Source organism: Clavibacter lycopersici, from assembly GCF_003576405.1.
GTDB lineage: Bacteria > Actinomycetota > Actinomycetes > Actinomycetales > Microbacteriaceae > Clavibacter > Clavibacter lycopersici.
This window is the reverse complement of sequence record NZ_QWGT01000028.1, coordinates 1-18,630: the sequence shown is the minus strand read 5'-3', so window position 1 is coordinate 18,630 and position 18,630 is coordinate 1. Positions and strand designations below refer to the sequence as shown.

The following is an 18,630-nucleotide window of genomic DNA, read 5'->3' as shown; positions in this document are numbered from 1 at the left end:
CGGCCGCGGTGCGCGGCCGGCCCGACCCGGTGGAGGCCGGTCGACGCGTGCGTCGACCGGCCGGTGCGCCGCCGGAGCGGTGCGGTGCGGGCTACTCGCCCTTGTCGATCTCGTCCTGCGTGTAGTAGCCGCTGTCCACGATGACCTCGACGAGGTTGTCCTTGGTCACGGTCACGGGCGGGAACTGCTTGGTCGGGACGTCCTTCACCTTGTTGTTGTAGGTGTCGGGCGCGTCCGGGGTGTCGCCCTTGAGCAGGTCGTCGACCATCGTGACGGCCTCCTTGCCGAGCAGGCGCGTGTCCTTGAAGATCGTCGAGTACTGGACGCCGTCGAGGATGAGCTTGTCGGACGCCTTCTCGCCGTCCTGGCCGGTGATGATCGGCATGGCGTCGCTGGCGACGCCGGCCGAGGTCAGGGCCTGGATGATGCCGCGCGACAGGCCGTCGTACGGCGAGAGGACGCCGTCCGGCTTGGCGCCGCCGGGGTACGAGCCCGAGAGCAGGTTCTCCATGCGGGCCTGAGCGCCCTCCTGCTTCCACTGCTGGATCGCGACCTGGCTGAACTCCGTCTGGCCGGAGCCGACGGTGATCTGGCCGGAGTCGAGGAACGGCTTGAGGACGCTCATCGCACCCTCGTAGAAGAACGTGGCGTTGTTGTCGTCCGGGCTGCCGGCGAACACCTCGATGGTCTTCTTCTCGGTGCTGCCGGTGGGGTTGCCGTCCGCGTCCACGAGGCCGAGGCCCTGGAGGAGCGAGTTGCCCTGGAGCACGCCGACCTGCTGGTTGTCGAAGGTCGTGTAGTAGTCGACGTCCTCGGTGCCGTTGATCAGGCGGTCGTACGCGATGACCTTGACGCCGTCGTCGGCCGCGGTCTTGAGGACCTGGGTCAGCGCGGTGCCGTCGATCGACGCGACGATGAGCGCCTTGGCGCCCTTGTTCAGCATCGTCTCGATCTGCGAGATCTGGTCCTGCACCTTGTCGTTCGCGTACTGCAGGTCGACCTGGTAGCCCAGGTCGGTGAGCTGCTTCTCCACGTTGTTGCCGTCGTCGACCCAGCGCTCGCTGGTCTTGGTGGGCATGGCGACGCCGACGAGGGTGTCGGCGGGGTTGACCTCGCCATCGGCTGCGGCGCCTCCACGGCCTCCGCCGCCTCCGCCGGAGCATGCGGCGAGCGAGAGGGCGATGCTCGTGGCTGCGATGCCGACGAGGACCTTCTTCATCTTCACGGTCGTACCTTTCCTACTTCTGCTGTGTGACGGTCGCCGCGGCATCTGCGCCGCGCCGGCCGTCCGGGTGATTGGTGTTACAGGCCCTGGGCCAGGCGGTGGTACGCCTGGTTCCAGCGGACTTCCTTGGTGAAACCCTTGAGGGTCGTGTCCTCGTCGATGACGAGGAGCTCGGTGCGCGCGATCTCGGCGAAGTCCTCGAAGACCTCGACGCCGACCTGCGTGCTCATGACCGTGTGGTGGGCGGCCCCGGCGGTGAGCCAGGCCGCGGCGCTCGTCGCGAGGTCCGGTGCGGGCTTCCACACGGCGCGGGCGACGGGCAGGTTCGGGAGCGGCTCGTCGAGCGGCACGACCTCCACGACGTTCGCGACGATGCGGAAGCGGTCGCGCATGTCCGACATGGCGACGACGACCGCGGGGCCGGGGTCGGTGTCGAAGACGAGGCGCACCGGGTCCTCGCGGCCCCCGATGCCGAGCGGGTGGATCTCGAGGCTCGGCCGGCCCGTGGTGAGGGTGGGGCAGATCTCGAGCATGTGCGCACCCAGGATCTTCTCCTCGCCGGGGACGAGGTGGTACGTGTAGTCCTCCATGAGGCTCGCGCCACCGGGGAGGCCCGCGCCCATGACCTTCGCCGCGCGGATGAGGACGGCCGTCTTCCAGTCGCCCTCGGCGCCGAAGCCGTAGCCCTCGGCCATGAGCCGCTGCACGGCGAGGCCGGGCAGCTGGCGGAGGCCGCCGAGGTCCTCGAAGCTCGTGGTGAACGCGCCGAAGCCGCCCTCCTCGAGGAAGGAGCGCAGGCCCACCTCGATCGCGGCGCCGTAGCGGAGCGACTCGTGGCGCTCGCCCCCGCGCTGCAGCTCGGGCTGGATGTCGTAGAGGGTCTCGTACTCGTCGACCAGCGCGTCGATCTCGGCGTCGGTCGCCGCGTCCACGCGCTCGACGAGGTCGTTGACGCCCCAGGTGTTGACGCTCACGCCGAAGCGCAGCTCGGCCTCGGTCTTGTCGCCCTCCGTGACGGCGACGTTCCGCATGTTGTCGCCGAAGCGGGCGACCTTGAGCTCGTGGGTGGCGGCCCAGCCGGCGGCGGCGCGCATCCACGTGCCGATGCTCTGCCGCACCGACTCCGTGCTCACGTGGCCGACGACCGTCTTGCGGACGACGCCGAGGCGCGACTGGATGTAGCCGAACTCGCGGTCGCCGTGCGCGGCCTGGTTGAGGTTCATGAAGTCCATGTCGATGCTGCTCCACGGCAGCGCGACGTTGGCCTGCGTGTGCAGGTGGAGGAAGGGCTTCTGCAGGGCGTCGAGGCCCTGGATCCACATCTTCGCGGGGCTGAACGTGTGCATCCACGCGATGAGGCCGATGGTGCGGTCGCTCGCGTTGGCCTCGAGGGCCATGCGGCGGATGCTGTCCGAGTCCTTGAGGACGGGCTTCCAGACGACGCGGACGGGGATGTCCGACGCCTCCTCGAGCTGCCGGGCGATCTCCTGCGACTGCTCGGCGACCTGCTGGAGCGTCTCCTCGCCGTAGAGGTTCTGGCTGCCGGTGAGGAACCAGACCTCGTAGTGGTCGAGGGTGGTGGTGATGCGGCTCACTTCAGGGCTCCTTGGGGTGCTTGTCCGTAGACGTTCTGGTAGCGGTCGAACAGGGAGTCGACGGCCTCGACGGGGAGGGGCGTCGGCTCGCCGAGCTGGCGGGAGATGTGCACGGTGCGCGCCACGTCCTCGACCATGACGGCCGCCTTCACGGCGTCCTTCGCGTCCTTGCCGATGGTGAAGGGGCCGTGGCCCGCCATCAGGACGGCGCGCGAGCGGTGCCCGGTGAGGGTCTCCACGATGCCGCGACCGATCGAGTCGTCGCCGATGATGGCGAACGGGCCGACGGGGATCTCGCCGCCGAACTCGTCGGCCATCGCGGTGATGACGCACGGGATGGGCTCCCGCCGGGCCGCCCACGCGACCGCGTAGGTGGAGTGCGTGTGGACCACGCCGCCCACCTCGGGCATGTTGCGGTAGACGTACGCGTGCGCCGCGGTGTCGCTCGAGGGGGCGTTGCGGGACCCGGGGGTGTCCGGGATCACGTTGCCGTCGAGGTCGCAGAGGATCATGTTCTCGGGGCTCAGGTCGTCGTAGCTGACGCCCGACGGCTTGATGACGAAGAGGTCGGCGCCGGGGACGCGGCCGGAGACGTTGCCGCCGGTCCAGACCACGAGGCCGTAGCGCACGAGCTCGCCGTGCAGGCGGGAGACCTCGGAGCGGACACGGGCGACCGCGACCTCGATCTCGGGTGCGTAGGTGCTCACGCGCGTGCCTCCCTCTTGAGCGACTTGAGCCGCTTCATGACGTCGTTGGCGCCGCGACCGAAGTGGTCGTGCAGCGTGGAGTACTCCTCGTAGAGGCGGTCGTAGGCGAGCGAGCGCTCCTCGTCCGGCTGGTACTTGCCGCTCTCGACCTTGCCCATGGCGTCGCCCGCGACGCGCACGTCGGGGTAGGCGCCCGCGGCGACGGCCGCGTGGATGGCCGATCCGAGCGCCGGTCCCTGCTCGCTCGTGATGACCGAGATCGGGAGGCGGAGGATGTCGCTGTACGCCTGCATGAGGAACGCGTTCTTCAGCAGGCCGCCCGCGACGATGAACTCGGTGACGGGGACGCCGGAGGCGGCGAAGGTCTCCACGATCTTGCGGGTGCCGAACGCGGTGGCCTCGAGCAGCGCCCGGTAGACCTCCTCGGTGCGCGTGGTGAGCGTGGTGCCGATGACGAGGCCGGAGAGCTCGTGGTCGACGAGCACCGACCGGTTGCCGGAGTGCCAGTCGAGCGCGACGAGGCCGTGGCCGCCGACGGGCTGGTCGGCCGCGAGGTCGGTGAGGTGCTGGTGAACGCTCTTGCCGGCGGCCGCGGCCTCCTCGGCGTAGCGCGCGGGCACCTGGTTCTTGACGTACCAGGCGAAGATGTCGCCGACGCCGGACTGGCCGGCCTCGTAGCCGTACAGCCCCGAGACGATGCCGCCGTCGACGACGCCGCACATGCCGGGGACCTCGGTGAGGACGTCGCTGTTCATGACGTGGCAGGTGCTGGTGCCCATGATCGCGACCATCTGGCCGGGCTCGACGGCGCGGGCGACGGGCGCGGTGACGTGCGCGTCGACGTTGCCGACCGCCACCGCGATGCCCTCGGGCAGGCCCGTCCAGGCGGCGGCCTCGGCGGAGAGCGTGCCGGCGGCGGATCCGAGCTGGCCGATCTCGTGCGCCACCTTCTCCTCGGCGAACGACGCGAAGTCGGGGTTCAGGGCGCCGAGGAAGTCGCGGGTCGGGTACTCGCCGTCCTGGAGGATCCCCTTGTAGCCGGCGGTGCAGGCGTTGCGCACGTAGCTGCCGGTGAGCTGCCAGACGATCCAGTCGGCCGCCTCGACCCAGTGGTCCATGAGCGCGTAGAGCTCCGGGTCCTCCTCGAGGAGCTGGAGGCCCTTGGCGAACTCCCACTCGCTGGAGATGAGGCCGCCGTAGCGGGCGAGCCACTTCTCGCCGCGCTCCTCGGCCAGCTCGTTGATGCGGTCGGCGTGCGACTGCGCGGCGTGGTGCTTCCAGAGCTTGACGTAGGCGTGGGGGCGGTCAGCCAGACCCTCGACCTCGTTGAGCGGCGTGCCGTCGGCGAGCGTGGGGACCATGGTGCACGCGGTGAAGTCGGTGCCGATGCCGATGACGCGGGCGGGGTCGATGCCGGCCTCGCGGATCGCGGCGGGCACGGCCTGCTTCAGCACGTCGACGTAGTCGCTCGGGACCTGCAGGGCCCACTCGGGCGGGAGCTGCGCGCCGGTCGCGGCGAGCGTGTCGTCCATCACCGCGTGCGGGTAGTCGAGGACGCCCGAGCCGAGCTCGACGCCGTCCGAGACGCGCACCACGACGGCGCGACCGGAGAGGGTGCCGTAGTCGACCCCGATGACGTAGCTCTCGGCGTCCGTGCCGGGCTGGGCCTCGGCTGCGGTGCTCACGGGGGCGCTGGGCACGGGATCGACTCCTTCGTCTGATGCGTGCGATCCGGGGGGATCGCGTCTGATGTGAACGGTCACATCAGCGGATGTCACTCTACACACGCCCGGGATCGACCTGTCAACCCGAGACGGCCCACCCCCTCGAAGTGGGGTGCTCGTGGCTGGGGAGGACGCGGGACGGGCGTCGACGGATCAGGAGGAGGGCGGCCCGGTGGACGCGCGGACGACCAGCTCCGGCGTGATCGTGCCGCGGTACCGGTCCCCCGACCCGCCCATGCCGTCGAGCAGGAGCGCGACGCAGCGCCGGCCGACCTCGGCGAAGTCCTGGCGGACGGTCGTGAGCGGCGGCCAGAAGTGCGCGGCCTCCGGGATGTCGTCGAAGCCGACGATGCTGACGTCGCCCGGCACGTCGAGGCCGGCGTCCCGCACGGCGTGGATGAGGCCGAGGGCCATCTGGTCGTTGCTGGAGAAGATCGCCGTGAAGTCGCGCAGGCGCAGCATCTCGCGGCCCGCGTAGAAGCCGAACTCGGCCGTCCAGTCGCCGAGGATGGGCGCCGTCGTGGGCACGTCGGCGGCCGACATGGCGTCGAGGAAGCCGCGCATGCGCGCCTCGGCCTCGATCCAGTCCTGGGGGCCGGCGAGGTGGTAGATGTCGCGGTGCCCGAGGTCGAGCAGGTGCCGGGTGGCGAGGCGCGCCCCCGCGATCTGGTCGACGGACAGGTCGTGCGAGTCGCCACGCCCGTCGCTCTGCATCGTCACGTAGGGGACGTCGAGCGACATGCTCGCGATCACCTCGCGCACGCGCACCTGCGGCGCCACGACCACGAGGCCCTCGACCGCCTGGTCGACGAGGTGCCCGAGGGCGACCGTGATGGCCGCCTCGTCGTTCGAGGCCAGGTTCGTGGTGGTCACGAGGTAGCCGGCCTCGCGGGCGGCCGCCTCGATCGCCGCGATCGACGACGCCGGGCCGTACTGGGAGCTCTGGGCGGTGAGCACGCCGATCGTCCGCGAGCGGCTCGTGACGAGGGCCCGGGCCGCGCGGTTCGGCCGGTACTGCACCTGCTCCATGACGTCGAGCACGCGCTGGCGCGTCTCCGCGCGGAGCGACGGCGAGTCGTTGAGGACGCGCGAGACCGTCTGGTGCGAGACCCCGGCGAGGCGCGCGACGTCGCGGATGCTGGGCGCCCTGCCGCGCGGCGTCTCCGTCGTCATCACCGACCCCGTCTCCGTCCGGGCGTCCGCCCGAGCGCCTCGTGGCGCAGGTGTCACATTGTCACATGTGACTGTCACACGGCGCAGGGGCGCAGGATCCCGTGAGGCCGGGAGGGCGGACGCCCGGGGCGGGACGGCTGCGGCAGACTGGTCGTCCACCCGACGAGAGGCACCACCTGTGACGATCACCGCCGCGGCAGACGGATCCGCGCTCGGCAACCCCGGACCCGCCGGCTGGGCCTGGTACGTCGACGACGAGCACTGGGCCGCGGGCGGCTGGCCGCACGCGACCAACAACCAGGGCGAGCTGAAGGCCGTGCTCGAGCTGTTCCGGGCCACCGCGCACCTCGACGACGACCTGCTCGTGCTGTGCGACAGCCAGTACGTCATCAACTCGGTGACCAGGTGGATGCCCGGATGGAAGCGCAAGGGCTGGCGGAAGGGCGACGGCAAGCCGGTGCTCAACGTCGAGCTGCTGAAGGAGATCGACGCGGAGATCCAGGGCCGCAGGTACCGCTTCGAGTGGGTCAAGGGCCACGCGGCCCACCCGCTGAACGAGGCCGCCGACGAGCGGGCGCGCGCCGTCGCGACGGCGTTCCAGGGCCGCCGCCCGATCCCCGAGGGGCCGGGCTGGGCCGGTCACGAGGCAGGCGGATCCGCCGCGCGGGAGACCGAGGAGCAGGCGTCCGTCGAGGCCGATGCGGACGCCGCCGCGGATCCCGTGGTCGCCGAGGCGGAGGCCGTGGAGGCCGAGGCCCCCGCGCAGCCGGGACTGTTCGACTTCGACGCCTTCGACGAGGAGATCGCGCCCGAGCCCGGCGACACGACGCTCACCATCGCGCTCGACCGCGACACGATGGCACGTCTCGCCGCCCACGCGCGCGAGCGCGGCGTCAGCGTCGACGAAGCGGTACGCGGGCTGCTGCCCTGAGCCCCGCGCGATCCGGTGCGGCGCCGACGCGCGCCGCACCGGATCCCGCTAGTGCTTGCCCTGCTTGAGGGCCTTGCCGAGCGCGCGCTCGAGGTCGACGACGAGGTCCTCGACGGCCTCGATGCCCACCGACAGGCGCACCAGGTCGTCCGGCACCTCGAGCGGCGTGCCCTTGACCGACGCGTGCGTCATCTCGGACGGGTAGCTGATGAGCGACTCGACGCCGCCGAGCGACTCCGCGAGCTGGAACACGCGCGTGCCCTCGACGACGCGGCGCGCGGCCTTCGCTCCCCCGCGCACCTGGAACGAGATCATGCCGCCGAAGCCCGTCATCTGCGCCTTGGCGATGTCGTGGCCGGGGTGCTCGGGCAGGCCCGGGTAGTGCACGGCGGTGACGTCGGGGTGCTGCTGCAGGAACGACGCGATCTCCTCGGCGTTCGCGGAGTGGCGCTCGACGCGGACGGCGAGGGTCTTGATCCCGCGCGTCGTGAGCCAGGCGTCCATCGGGCCGGAGACGGCGCCGACCGCGAACTGCAGGAAGCCGACCTTCTCCGCGAGCGCGTCGTCATCCAGGATCACCGCGCCGCCGAGGACGTCGGAGTGGCCGCCCAGGTACTTGGTGGTCGAGTGCACGACCACGTCGGCGCCCAGCGTGAGCGGCTGCTGCAGGTACGGCGACGCGAACGTGTTGTCGACGACGACGGTGGCGCCCGCGGCGTGGCCGAGGTCGGCGAGCGCGCGGATGTCGCTGATCTTCATCAGCGGGTTGCTGGGCGTCTCGACCCAGAGGACCTTCGCGGGGCCGGATCCGAGCACCCGCTCGACCGCGGCGAGGTCGCTCATGTCGACGGTCTCGACGACGATCCCCCAGTCGCCGAGCACGCGCGTGAGGAGGCGGTAGGTGCCGCCGTACACGTCGTCGCTCAGCACGATGCGGTCGCCCGGGCGCGTGATCGCCCGCAGCAGGGTGTCCTCCGCGGCGAGGCCGGAGGCGAACGAGAAGGCGTGCTTCCCCTTCTCGATCGACGCGAGCAGCTCCTGCAGCCCGGTGCGCGTGGGGTTGGCGCTCCGCGCGTACTCGTAGCCGCCGCGGAGCCCGCCGATGCCGTCCTGCACGAAGGTGCTCGTGAGGTACAGCGGCGGGATGACGGCGCCCGTGGTGGGGTCCGGGTCCTGGCCGGCGTGGATCGCGCGGGTGTCGAAGTCGTGCTTGTCGCTCACGGTGCTCGTCTCTGTGGGTCGCGGGTGGTGCGCGGGTCGCTGGTGGTGCGCGGGTCGGGGAGCCGGCCGGCGGATCAGTCGGTGAGGTACGTCAGGAGGTCGTGCCGCGTGAGGACGCCGACGGGCTTGCCGCCGTCGCTCACCATGAGGGCGTCGGCGGAGCCGAGGGCGCTCCACGCCTCCGGCACCGTCTCGTTCACGCCGATGAGGCCGAACGCCTCGCCCGTGAAGGCGCCCACCTGGTCGGACAGCTGCGCGCGACCGCTGAAGACGAGCTCCAGCAGGCTGCGCTCGTCGACCGCGCCGGCGACCTCGCCCATGACGACGGGCGGCTCGGCCGAGAGCACGGGCAGCTGCGAGACGTCGTACTCGGTCATGATGCGGATCGCGTCGCGGATGGTGTCGTTCGGGTGCGCGTGCACGAGGTCGGGGAGGCTGCCGGTCTTGGCGCTCATGACGTCGGCGACCGTGCGCTGGCCGTTGACGCGCGCGAAGCCGTAGGACTGCATCCACTTCTCGTTGAAGATCTTGCCGAGGTAGCCGCGTCCGCCGTCGGGCAGGAGGATCACCATCACGTCGTCCGGCCCGAGGTGCTTCGCGGCCTTGAGCGCGGAGACCACGGCCATGCCGCTGGATCCGCCGACGAGGAGGCCCTCCTCGCGGGCGAGCCGCAGGGTCATGTCAAACGACTCCTGGTCGCTCGAGGCGATGACCTCGTCGACCACGTCCGGGTCGTAGGCCGCGGGCCAGAAGTCCTCGCCCACGCCCTCGACGAGGTACGGGCGGCCGGTGCCGCCGGAGTAGACGGATCCCTCGGGGTCGGCGCCGATGATGCGGACGCGCCCCTCCGACACCTCCTTGAGGTACCGGCCGACGCCGCTGATGGTGCCGCCCGTGCCGACGCCCGCCACGAAGTGCGTGATCTCGCCCTCCGTGTCGCGCCAGATCTCGGGACCGGTGGTCTCGTAGTGGCTGAGCGGCCCGTTGGGGTTGGAGTACTGGTCGGGCTTGAAGGCGCCGGGGATCTCGCGCGCGAGCCGGTCGCTCACCGAGTAGTAGGAGTCGGGGTGGTCGGGCGCGACCGACGTGGGCGTGACCACGATCTCGGCGCCGTACGCCGTGAGGACGTTGCGCTTGTCCTCGCCGACCTTGTCCGGCAGCACGAAGACGCAGCGGTAGCCGCGCTGCTGGGCGACGAGCGCGAGGCCGACGCCCGTGTTGCCGGATGTGGGCTCGACGATGGTGCCGCCGGGCTTCAGCTTGCCCTCGCGCTCGGCGGCGTCGATGATGCGCGTCGCGATGCGGTCCTTGGCGCTGCCGCCGGGGTTCAGGTACTCGACCTTCACCAGCACGGTGGCCGAGATCCCCTCGACCACCTTGTTGAGCTTCACGAGCGGGGTGTTCCCGATGAGGTCGAGGATCGTGTCGGCGTACTTCACGTGAGGTGGCGCTCCCGGTGTCAGGTGTGCGGTCCGGTGGGCCCCGCTCGTCCAGTGTAGGCGCGCGCCTCCCCGGTGTTACGGGCGTCGGCGCGGGCCGCGGGCAGGGCGCGTCCAGGCCGAGCCGGTACCCTGATCGCACATTCCCCCAGCAGAGAAGGACCCTCCGTGGCGCGACGCGACGACACCACGCCCTCCGGCGACCAGAGCGGACGGCCCGTCCCGCCGACCGCCAAGCAGGCCCAGAAGGACCTCACGGTCAAGCAGCAGCGCGAGGCCCGCCGCGCCGAGAAGGTGGCGGCGCTCAAGAAGCAGCAGGACCGTGCGCGCCGCAACCGGCTCATCGGCATCATCACGGGATCCGTGGCCGCCGTCGCGGTCGTCGGCATCGTCATCGGCGTGGTCGTCTCGAGCGGCACGCCGAAGCAGGACCCGGCCGACATCAGCATCCAGGGCCTCCAGACGTGGGACTCGCTCCCCAGCACGCACGTGCAGGGCACGGTCGACTACGCCGCCAAGTACGACGGCATGAACCCGCCCGCCGGCGGCGAGCACAACGCCATGTGGCTCAACTGCGGGATCTACGACCAGCCGCAGCCGAACGAGAACGCGGTGCACGACCTCGAGCACGGCGCCGTGTGGGTCACGTACGACGCGACGAAGGTCACGGGCGACGACCTGTCGGACCTGCAGAAGTACGCGGAGTCGTTCGGCGGCTACGTCACCATGTCGCCGTACGAGGGCCTCGACACCGCCATCGCGCTGTCCGCGTGGGGCGCGCAGGTGAAGGTCGACTCGGTGGACGACCAGCGCATCAAGGACTTCATGGCCAAGTACTGGAAGAGCCCGAACGCCCCCGAGGCCGGCGCCGCGTGCACCGGCGCCCTCGAGGGCGAGGGCCGGGTCGGCTGACCGTGACGGACCGCGGCACCGACGGATCCGAGCGCTCCGACCGACCCGAGGGCGACGTGGTCGTCGACCACGTGCCGGACGACGACATCCGCGAGGAGGAGCTCGAGGGCCTGGTCGCGCACGGCGAGGCCGCGCGCGCCCGCGGACGTCGGATCCGGATCGGGCTCGCCGCCGGCATCGTCGCGGTGGCGCTCGTGGTCGCCGGGCTCCTCGTGGGCCGGGTCACCGCGCCGGTCTCGGCCCTCACCCCCAGCACCAACAGCGCCGAGGCGGGCTTCTCCCGCGACATGCAGGTGCACCACGAGCAGGCCGTGCAGATGTCGCTCATGATCATCGACCGCACCGACGACCCCGAGGTCAAGCTGATCGCGCAGGACATCGCGCAGGCGCAGGCGCAGCAGGCCGGCCAGATGTACGCGTTCCTCACGTCGTGGGGCCTCGACCAGGCGCCGTCGCAGCCCCGCATGACGTGGATGACGCTGCCCACGCTCGACGGGGGGACCGACCACTCCTCCATGGACATGACGCCGGGCGCCACCATGCCGGGCCTCGCGTCGCAGGCCGACCTCGACGAGCTGCGGTCGCTCATGGGCGTGGAGGCCGAGCGGAAGTACCTCACCCTGATGATCGCCCACCACCGCGGCGGCGTCGAGATGGCCCAGGCCCTCCTCGACCGCTCGCGGAACCCGCTCGTGACGAACCTCGCCAGCGGCATGGTGATGGTGCAGGAGAAGGAGATCACCTACATGCAGCAGCTGCTGGACGCCCGGTCCTGAGCCGACCTCCCCGCACCGCCCGCCCGCCTCGCGGGCGGGCGGTGCGTCGTCCGGCGGGCGATCCGGGATCCGCGGCTCAGGCCGCTTCCGTGCGCTGGTCGCTGTAGAGGCGCGCGTACTCGCCGCGGCGCGCCAGCAGCTCCGCGTGCGTGCCCCGCTCGACGATGCGGCCGGCGACGACCACGAAGATCACGTCCGCGTCGACCACGGTCGAGAGCCGGTGCGCGATGGCGATGGTCGTGCGGCCGCGCGACGCCGTCTCGAGCGCCTGCTGCACGACGCGCTCCGAGATCGCGTCGAGCGCGCTCGTGGCCTCGTCGAGGATCAGCACGGCCGGGTCCTTGAGCAGCACGCGCGCGATGGCGATGCGCTGCTTCTCGCCGCCGGAGAGCCGGTAGCCGCGCTCCCCCACGAGCGTGTCGTACCCGTCGGGGAACGACTCGATCGTCTGGTGGATGTTGGCCGCCCTGGCCGCCTGCTCGATCTGCTCCTGCGTGGCGTCGGGACGGGCGTAGCGGAGGTTCTCGCCGATGGTGGCGTGGAAGAGGTACGTCTCCTGGCTGACGATGCCGATGTTCTCCAGCAGCGACTCCTGCTGGAGGTCGCGCACGTCCTCACCCGAGAACAGCACCCGCCCGCCGGTCACGTCGTGGAACCGCGGGATGAGGTACGACACCGTGGTCTTGCCCGCGCCCGACGGCCCCACGAACGCCGCGAACTGGCCGGGCTGGATCTCGAACGACATCCCGTCGAGGGTCGGCCGCTCCCCGGCCCGCGTGTCGGGGTAGGAGAAGCGCACGTCGTCGAACGCCACCCGCCCGAGCGCCGGGCCCGACTCGACCGGCCGCGCGTCGTGCCGGTCGCGGATGGCGGGCTCGAGGTCGAGGTACTCGAAGATGCGGGCGAACAGCGCGCCGGAGGTCTGCAGGTCGAGGGCCACGCGCATCAGGCCGATGAGCGGCCACATGAGGCGCGCCTGCACGGTCGTGAACGCGACGATGGTGCCCGCCGTGACGTCGACGCCGCCCGTGATGAGGAAGCCCGCGACCACGTAGACGATGGCCGGGATGATCGAGAGGAAGATCTGCACGAGCGCGAAGAACCACTGCCCGCTCATCTGCTGGCTGACCTGCAGCCGGATCTGCGTGCGGTTCTCGGCCTCGTAGCGCTCCGTCTCCGCGGCCTGCCGGTTGAAGCTCTTCGACAGGAGGATGCCGGAGACCGACAGCGTCTCCTGCGTGATCGCCGTCATGTCCGACAGCGACTCCTGCGTCTTCGACGCGATCCGCGCCCGCACCTGGCCCACGCGCCGCTGCGCGACGACGAGCACGGGCATGAGGACGACGGCCACGAGGGTGAGCTGCCAGTTGAGCACGAGCATCGCGACGAGGGCCGCGATCACGGTCACGGTGTTGCCGAGGACGCTCGAGACGGTGTTGGTGAGGACGGCCGCGACGCCGCCCACGTCGTTCTGCAGCCGCGACTGGATGACGCCCGTCTTGGTGCGCGTGAAGAAGCCGAGCTCCATGCTCTGCAGGTGGCGGAACAGGTCGACGCGCATGGATCCCATGACCCGGTTGCCGACCGTCGCCGTGAGGTAGGTCTGCCAGACGCCGAGGCCTGCGCCCGCGATCCAGATGGCGATCATGATGGACACGAGCTCGACCAGCACCGGGATGTCGGGGCCGCCGGACGCCGGGAAGAGCCCGCGGTCGAAGGCCTGCTGCGTGAGCAGCGGCGGCACGACCGTGAGGCCCGCGCCGACCAGCACGAGCGCGATCGTGAGGATCAGCGCGCGCCGGTGCGGGCGGAACAGCTCCGCGATCCGGCCCAGCAGGTTCTCGACGCGCGGCGCCTCGGCGTTGGCCCGCCGCTGCGCCTCGGCGTCCGCCGCGCTCACCCGTCCGCGGCGTCCGCCGCCCCCGCGCATCCCGCCGCCCGCGGCGATGTCGCCCATCCTCGTCATTCCGGCGATCCTACGCCCGCGGGGGATCGCTCCCGACCACGGTCGGCCCGCCACGACGACGGCCCGGCCGCCCGCGCGAGCGGACGACCGGGCCGGGTCGGTGCGGAGGCGGATCAGCCCTTCGTGGATCCCGCCAGCAGGCCCCGCACGAAGTAGCGCTGGAGGCTGAAGAACACGATGAGCGGCACGATGAGCGAGACGAACGCGGCCGCCGTGAGCCGCTGCCAGTCCTGCCCGCGCGTGCCCGTGAGCTCCGCGAGGCGCTGCGTGAGCGGCGCGACGTCGGCCGTGCCGCCCGAGAAGATCAGCGCGACCAGCAGGTCGTTCCAGACCCAGAGGAACTGGAAGATCGCGAACGACGCGATGGCAGGGAGCGCCAACGGCAGCACGATGCGGAAGAACACCTGCCCGTGGCTCGCGCCGTCGACCCGGGCCGCCTCGATGACCTCGCCCGGGATCTCCGAGATGAAGTTGTGCAGCAGGAAGATCGCGAGCGGCAGCGCGAAGATCGTGTGCGCCACCCACACCGGGAGGTAGCCCTGCTCCGGGATGAGCGGGATCACGCCGTGCACGGCCTCCTGCAGCGGGCGGAGCGTCTGCGTGAACATCTGCAGCAGCGGGATGAGCGCCATCTGCAGCGGCACGATCTGCAGCGCGAAGATCAGCACGAACAGGAAGCCCGAGCCCTTGAACTTGATCCACGCGAACGCGTACGCGGCCATCGACGCGATGACGAGCGGGAACAGCGTCGCGGGGATCGCGATGGCGAGCGAGTTGACGAAGTAGGAGCCCAGCTGCGGCGACGACTGCGACGTCGAGAGAAGCACGTCCTGGTAGTTGTCGAGCGTGAAGCCCGGGTTCTGGAAGATCGTCCACCAGCCCGTGGTCTGGATGAGGCCGGCCGGCCGGAACGACGAGACGAACAGGCCGAAGGTCGGCAGCGTCCAGAGCACGGCGATGATGAGCGCCGCCACCGTGGCGCGACGCGAGGTGAGCCGGTTCTTGACCCGGCGGCTCTTCGCGCCGACCGTGGCGGCCTGCTCGATGGTGCCGCGGCGGGCCCCGTCCGCGACGGGCAGGTCGGCGGGTGCGACGCTCATCGGATCTCCCTCTGCTTGCTCATGACGCGGACGTTGTAGATGACGATCGGCAGCACCATGAGGAACAGCACGATCGCGAGGGCGGATCCGCGGCCCTGCTCGCCGGCGCGGAACGCCTGCGTGTACATCTCGTTGGCGATGACGCTCGTGTCGAAGTTGCCCGCTGTCATGGTGCGCACGATGTCGAACACCTTGAGCGTCGCGATGGAGATGGTCGTGACCACCACGACGAGCGAGCCGCGGATCCCGGGGAGCGTCACGTTCGTGAAGCGCTGCCAGGCGTTGGTGCCGTCGAGCTGCGCGGCCTCGATCTGCTCGGTGGGCACGCCCTTGATGCTCGCGGAGAGCACCACCATGGCGAAGCCGGTCTGGATCCAGATCATCACGATGATGAGCAGCGCCGTGTTGATGGGCGAGGTCTGCAGCCACTGCACGGGCTCCTGGCCGATCCAGACGAGGATCTGGTTGAGCAGGCCGATCTGGGCGTTGTCGCCCGACTTGTAGTCGTAGACGAAGCGCCAGATGATGCCGGCGCCGACGAAGGAGATGGCCATCGGCATGAAGACGAGGGCCTTGAAGTACTTCTCGCCGCGCGACTTGTCGATGAAGACCGCGTACGCGAGGCCGATGGCCGTCGACAGCAGCGGCACGAAGATCACCCAGATGACGGTGTTGAGCAGCGTGCGCAGCGCGGACGGCTGGGTGAACATCCAGACGAAGTTGTCGAACCCGGCCCACTCCCCCGTGTTGTCGCGGAACGCGAGGAGGGTCGTGCGGAACGCCGGGTAGATGAGGCCGACGGCGAGCAGGATCAGCGCGGGGAGCACGAAGGCGCCGAGCTGCACCCAGTCCTTGCCGCGCTTGGGCGCCTTGTCGATGAGGAAGAGGATCAGCCCGATCACCACGGCGAAGACGGCCAGCGCGGCCACCACCTGGAGGATCTTGCCGATCAGATCAGCGGTCGTCATGGACGTCTCGCCCTTCGGGTCGGGGTGGGATGTGGGCGCGGGGCCGCGGCGCGTTCGCCGCGGCCCCGCAGGGGGCCGGCACGGATGCCGGCCCGGTTGCCGGCCCGGTCAGGGCCGACGGTGGATCAGCCTGCGTCGATCAGGACGCGGGCCAGCTCGACTCGATGGAGTCGACCGTCTGCTGGGTCGAGTCGCCGCTCAGCCAGCCGACGATCCCCTTCCAGAAGGAGTCGGTGCCGACCGCGCCGGGCATGAGGTCCGAGCCGTCGAAGCGGAACGTCGCGTCGGGGTCCTGGAGGATCTCGATGCTCTGCTTGAGGATGTCGCTCGACGCGTTCGCGGGGTCCAGGCCCGTGTTCGCGCTGATGACGCCGCCCAGCTTCACGCGGTTGTTCGCCCAGGTGTCGCTCGAGAGGTAGGAGAGCACCGCGGTGATCTCGTCGCTCGTCTCGAAGGCGCCGACGAGCTCGCCGCCGCCGGTGACCGTCGTGGCGTCGCCCTCGTTCGTGGGCGGCAGGAGGAACGCGTAGACGTCGCCGTCGGGCGAGACCTTCGCGTCGGTGCCGTCCGCCTTCTTCCAGAAGCCCTCGTAGAACGAGGCCTGGTGGTGCAGCGAGCACTCGCCGTCGAGGATCGGGAGGCCGGCGTCGCCGAACTCCGTGGAGATGATCGACGAGACGTCACCCAGGCCGCCGTTGACGTAGTCCGGGTTCTTGATGATGTCGCCCACGGCGTCGAACGCCTGCACGATGGCCGGGTCGTTGAACGGGATCTGGTGCGTGACCCACTTGTCGTAGGTCTCGGCGCCGGACTGGCGAATGACGAAGCTCTCGATCCAGTCGGTGCCCGGCCAGCCGGTGGCGTCGCCGGAGCCGATGCCGACGCACCAGGGCTTGTGGTCGCCCTCGTCGGCGATCTTCGTGGTGAGGTCCATGAGCTCGGCCGTGGACTTCGGGACCTCGTAGCCCTTCTCCTCGAACTCCGCCGGCGAGTACCAGACGTAGCCCTTGACGCTCGCCATGAGCGGCGCGCCGTAGAAGGTGCCGTCGACCGTGCCGTAGCCCTTCCAGTCGGTGGACCAGTTCGCGTCGACGTTCTCCTCGACCGCGGCGGGCGCGGGCTGGAGGAAGCCGCGGCTCGCGAGCACGTTGAAGAGCCCGGGCTGCGGGATGATGCCGATGTCGGGGGCCGACTGGCCCTCGGCGAGCACCGCGATCTGCGCCTCGAACTCCTTGGTGCCCTGGTAGTTCACGGTGATGCCCGTGCAGGTCTCGAAGTCCTTCCAGGACTCGACGAGGCGGTCGGCCTCGTCGTCCTGGATGGTGCCGCCGATGCTGACCTCGGGGCTCCCCTCGAACGTGCCGTACGACGAGTACGGCGAGCAGTCGGTGTCCGCGGCGTCCTCGGCCGCGATGTCGCCCGTGCAGCCCGTGAGCGCGAGGCCGGCGATGCCGACCGCTGCGAGGGGTGCCGCGAAGCGACGTCGGAATAGGGCGTGGCCCATGTGCGTCTCCTCTTCATCGAGTGGATGCGGGTCCGCCCCGCCGTCCTGTGCTGTGCGCGACGGCGGGTGAGGCGCCGTCGCCTGGAAACCTCTCCTCCGTATGGGGAACCGGTTCCACAGGTCAACGTAGGGGAGCTCGCAGGTCACGGCAAGGTGGATCGCGTAACGAAATGGACTCCCTTGCGGCGTCGGCGTGTGCGCGCCCGCCGCAGATGGTCCATCATCGGACTCGGCCCCCGCGCATCCTGGAACCGCTTCCAGTCGACGCGCGTCCGGCGCGACGAGGCGCCGCGGGTCCCGATGGAGGGAGCGCGATGAGCGCCATCGCCGACGTCGCCCGCCTCGCCGGGGTCTCCAAGGCCACCGCGTCGCGCGCGCTCAGCGGCCGCGGCTACGTCTCCCCCGCCACCCGCGCCCGCGTGTCCGAGGCCGCCGCCGAGATCGGGTACGTGGTCTCCTCCAACGCGTCGAGCCTCGTGACCGGCCAGTCGAAGAACGTGGGCGTGGTCATGCCCTTCATCAACCGCTGGTTCTTCGCGGAGCTGCTCGAGGGGATCGAGGAGGCGCTCATCGAGGCCGACTACGACCTCACGCTGTACCGCCTGACCGCGGATCCCGAGCAGCGGCGCAAGGTGTTCGAGTACTTCCTGGTGCGCAAGCGCGTGGACGCGGTCATCGCCGTGAGCGTCGCGCTCACGCCCGCGGAGGTGGTCCGGCTCCACGCGCTCGACAAGCCGCTCGTCGGCATCGGCGGACCGGTCGCGGGCATGAGCACCCTCAGCATCGACGACGAGGCCGCGGCGCGCCTGGCCACCGAGCACCTCCTGAGCCTCGGGCACGCGCGCGTCGTGCACCTCGGCGGCGACCTGCACGCGCAGATGGCGTTCTTCGTGCACGCGAAGCGGCTCGCGGGCTACCGGGCGGCGATCGACGCGGATCCGCGCGGCCTCGAGGCCCGGTTCGCCACGGCCGAGTTCACGATCGACGGCGGCTTCCGCTCGGCCATGGCGCTGCTCGCCGACCCGCGGACCAGGCCGACGGCGATCTTCGCGGCATCCGACGAGATCGCCATCGGGACGATCCTCGCGGCCAGGCAGCTGGGGATCGCCGTGCCCGCCGAGCTCTCGGTCGCCGGGATCGACGGGCACGCGCTCGCGCCGCTGTTCGGGCTGACCACGGTCGAGCAGCACCCGCGGCTGCAGGGCAGGGCCGCCGTGGGGATGGTCTTCGAGGGGCTCGCCCCGGGCGGGGCGGCGGAGCGCACGGTGATCATGCCCGTCGACTTCGCGGCGCGCACGAGCACGACCGCGCCCCCGGCCCCGCCGACGCCGTGAGGGCGGGCGGGCGGGGCCGGGGGCGGGCGGGGCCGGGGGCGCGAGGATGCGCGGG

General features: G+C 71.0%; 15 protein-coding genes. 4 read left to right on the top strand and 11 right to left on the bottom strand.

Translation table 11 applies throughout. The features are described from left to right. Positions 1-91: 91 nt before the first annotated feature. The 5 genes from chvE to DZG00_RS03660 form a co-directional block, all read right to left on the bottom strand. Entirely contained in the window at positions 92-1,225 is a 1,134-nt protein-coding gene (gene chvE / locus DZG00_RS03680; RefSeq protein ID WP_119381712.1) for a multiple monosaccharide ABC transporter substrate-binding protein, read from the bottom strand. A gap of 77 nt (positions 1,226-1,302) precedes the next feature. Further along, a complete protein-coding gene (gene araA / locus DZG00_RS03675) occupies positions 1,303-2,820 on the bottom strand; it encodes an L-arabinose isomerase (RefSeq protein WP_119455391.1) in 1,518 nt (505 codons plus the stop codon). After that, a complete protein-coding gene (locus DZG00_RS03670) occupies positions 2,817-3,527 on the bottom strand; it encodes an L-ribulose-5-phosphate 4-epimerase (protein ID WP_063071979.1) in 711 nt (236 codons plus the stop codon). Before DZG00_RS03670 ends, araA begins: the two co-directional genes overlap by 4 nt. Further along, on the bottom strand, positions 3,524-5,227 hold the full coding sequence (gene araB / locus DZG00_RS03665) for a ribulokinase (RefSeq protein WP_119381581.1): 1,704 nt from the start codon (positions 5,225-5,227) through the stop codon (positions 3,524-3,526). Before araB ends, DZG00_RS03670 begins: the two co-directional genes overlap by 4 nt. 177 nt (positions 5,228-5,404) lie before the next feature. After that, positions 5,405-6,424 carry a LacI family DNA-binding transcriptional regulator gene (locus DZG00_RS03660; RefSeq protein WP_199688902.1) on the bottom strand — a complete coding sequence of 340 codons (1,020 nt, stop codon included), beginning with the start codon at positions 6,422-6,424 and terminating at the stop codon, positions 5,405-5,407. Positions 6,425-6,602: 178 nt separating this feature from the next. Here DZG00_RS03660 and DZG00_RS03655 point away from each other — a divergent pair, with 178 nt between their 5' ends. Then, complete coding sequence (locus DZG00_RS03655) at positions 6,603-7,355, top strand: RNase H family protein (protein WP_119381583.1); 753 nt, start codon at positions 6,603-6,605, stop codon at positions 7,353-7,355. Between the two features lie 48 nt (positions 7,356-7,403). Here DZG00_RS03655 and DZG00_RS03650 read toward each other — a convergent pair whose 3' ends face one another. Beyond that, positions 7,404-8,576, bottom strand: coding sequence for a cystathionine gamma-synthase (locus tag DZG00_RS03650; RefSeq protein ID WP_119381584.1), 1,173 nt, complete (start codon positions 8,574-8,576; stop codon positions 7,404-7,406). A 74-nt stretch (positions 8,577-8,650) separates the two neighbouring features. Next, complete coding sequence (locus DZG00_RS03645; RefSeq protein WP_119381585.1) at positions 8,651-10,015, bottom strand: cystathionine beta-synthase; 1,365 nt, start codon at positions 10,013-10,015, stop codon at positions 8,651-8,653. A 168-nt stretch (positions 10,016-10,183) separates the two neighbouring features. Here DZG00_RS03645 and DZG00_RS03640 point away from each other — a divergent pair, with 168 nt between their 5' ends. Next, positions 10,184-10,927: a thioredoxin-like domain-containing protein gene (locus tag DZG00_RS03640; RefSeq protein WP_119381586.1), complete on the top strand. Its 744-nt coding sequence runs from the start codon at positions 10,184-10,186 to the stop codon at positions 10,925-10,927. A gap of 2 nt (positions 10,928-10,929) precedes the next feature. Next, positions 10,930-11,703, top strand: a complete 774-nt coding sequence (locus tag DZG00_RS03635; protein ID WP_119381587.1) for a DUF305 domain-containing protein — start codon at positions 10,930-10,932, stop codon at positions 11,701-11,703. Between the two features lie 76 nt (positions 11,704-11,779). Here the strand turns inward: DZG00_RS03635 and DZG00_RS03630 are convergent, their stop codons facing one another. The 4 genes from DZG00_RS03630 to DZG00_RS03615 all read right to left on the bottom strand — a co-directional run bounded on the left by DZG00_RS03630 (position 11,780) and on the right by DZG00_RS03615 (position 17,241). After that, positions 11,780-13,660 carry an ABC transporter ATP-binding protein gene (locus tag DZG00_RS03630; RefSeq protein WP_119455392.1) on the bottom strand — a complete coding sequence of 627 codons (1,881 nt, stop codon included), beginning with the start codon at positions 13,658-13,660 and terminating at the stop codon, positions 11,780-11,782. Positions 13,661-13,782: 122 nt separating this feature from the next. After that, the gene (locus DZG00_RS03625; RefSeq protein WP_119382493.1) at positions 13,783-14,769 is read right to left on the bottom strand and encodes a carbohydrate ABC transporter permease; all 987 of its coding nucleotides are present in this window, start codon (positions 14,767-14,769) and stop codon (positions 13,783-13,785) included. Continuing rightward, positions 14,766-15,737: a carbohydrate ABC transporter permease gene (locus DZG00_RS03620; RefSeq protein WP_119382492.1), complete on the bottom strand. Its 972-nt coding sequence runs from the start codon at positions 15,735-15,737 to the stop codon at positions 14,766-14,768. The genes DZG00_RS03625 and DZG00_RS03620 overlap by 4 nt, the downstream gene beginning before the upstream one ends. A gap of 139 nt (positions 15,738-15,876) precedes the next feature. Then, positions 15,877-17,241, bottom strand: coding sequence for an ABC transporter substrate-binding protein (locus DZG00_RS03615; RefSeq protein ID WP_119382491.1), 1,365 nt, complete (start codon positions 17,239-17,241; stop codon positions 15,877-15,879). 314 nt (positions 17,242-17,555) lie between these two features. On the opposite strand from DZG00_RS03615, the gene DZG00_RS03610 reads away from it, so the two are divergent. Next, entirely contained in the window at positions 17,556-18,575 is a 1,020-nt protein-coding gene (locus DZG00_RS03610; protein ID WP_119382490.1) for a LacI family DNA-binding transcriptional regulator, read from the top strand. The last annotated feature ends 55 nt before the right edge of the window (positions 18,576-18,630 follow it).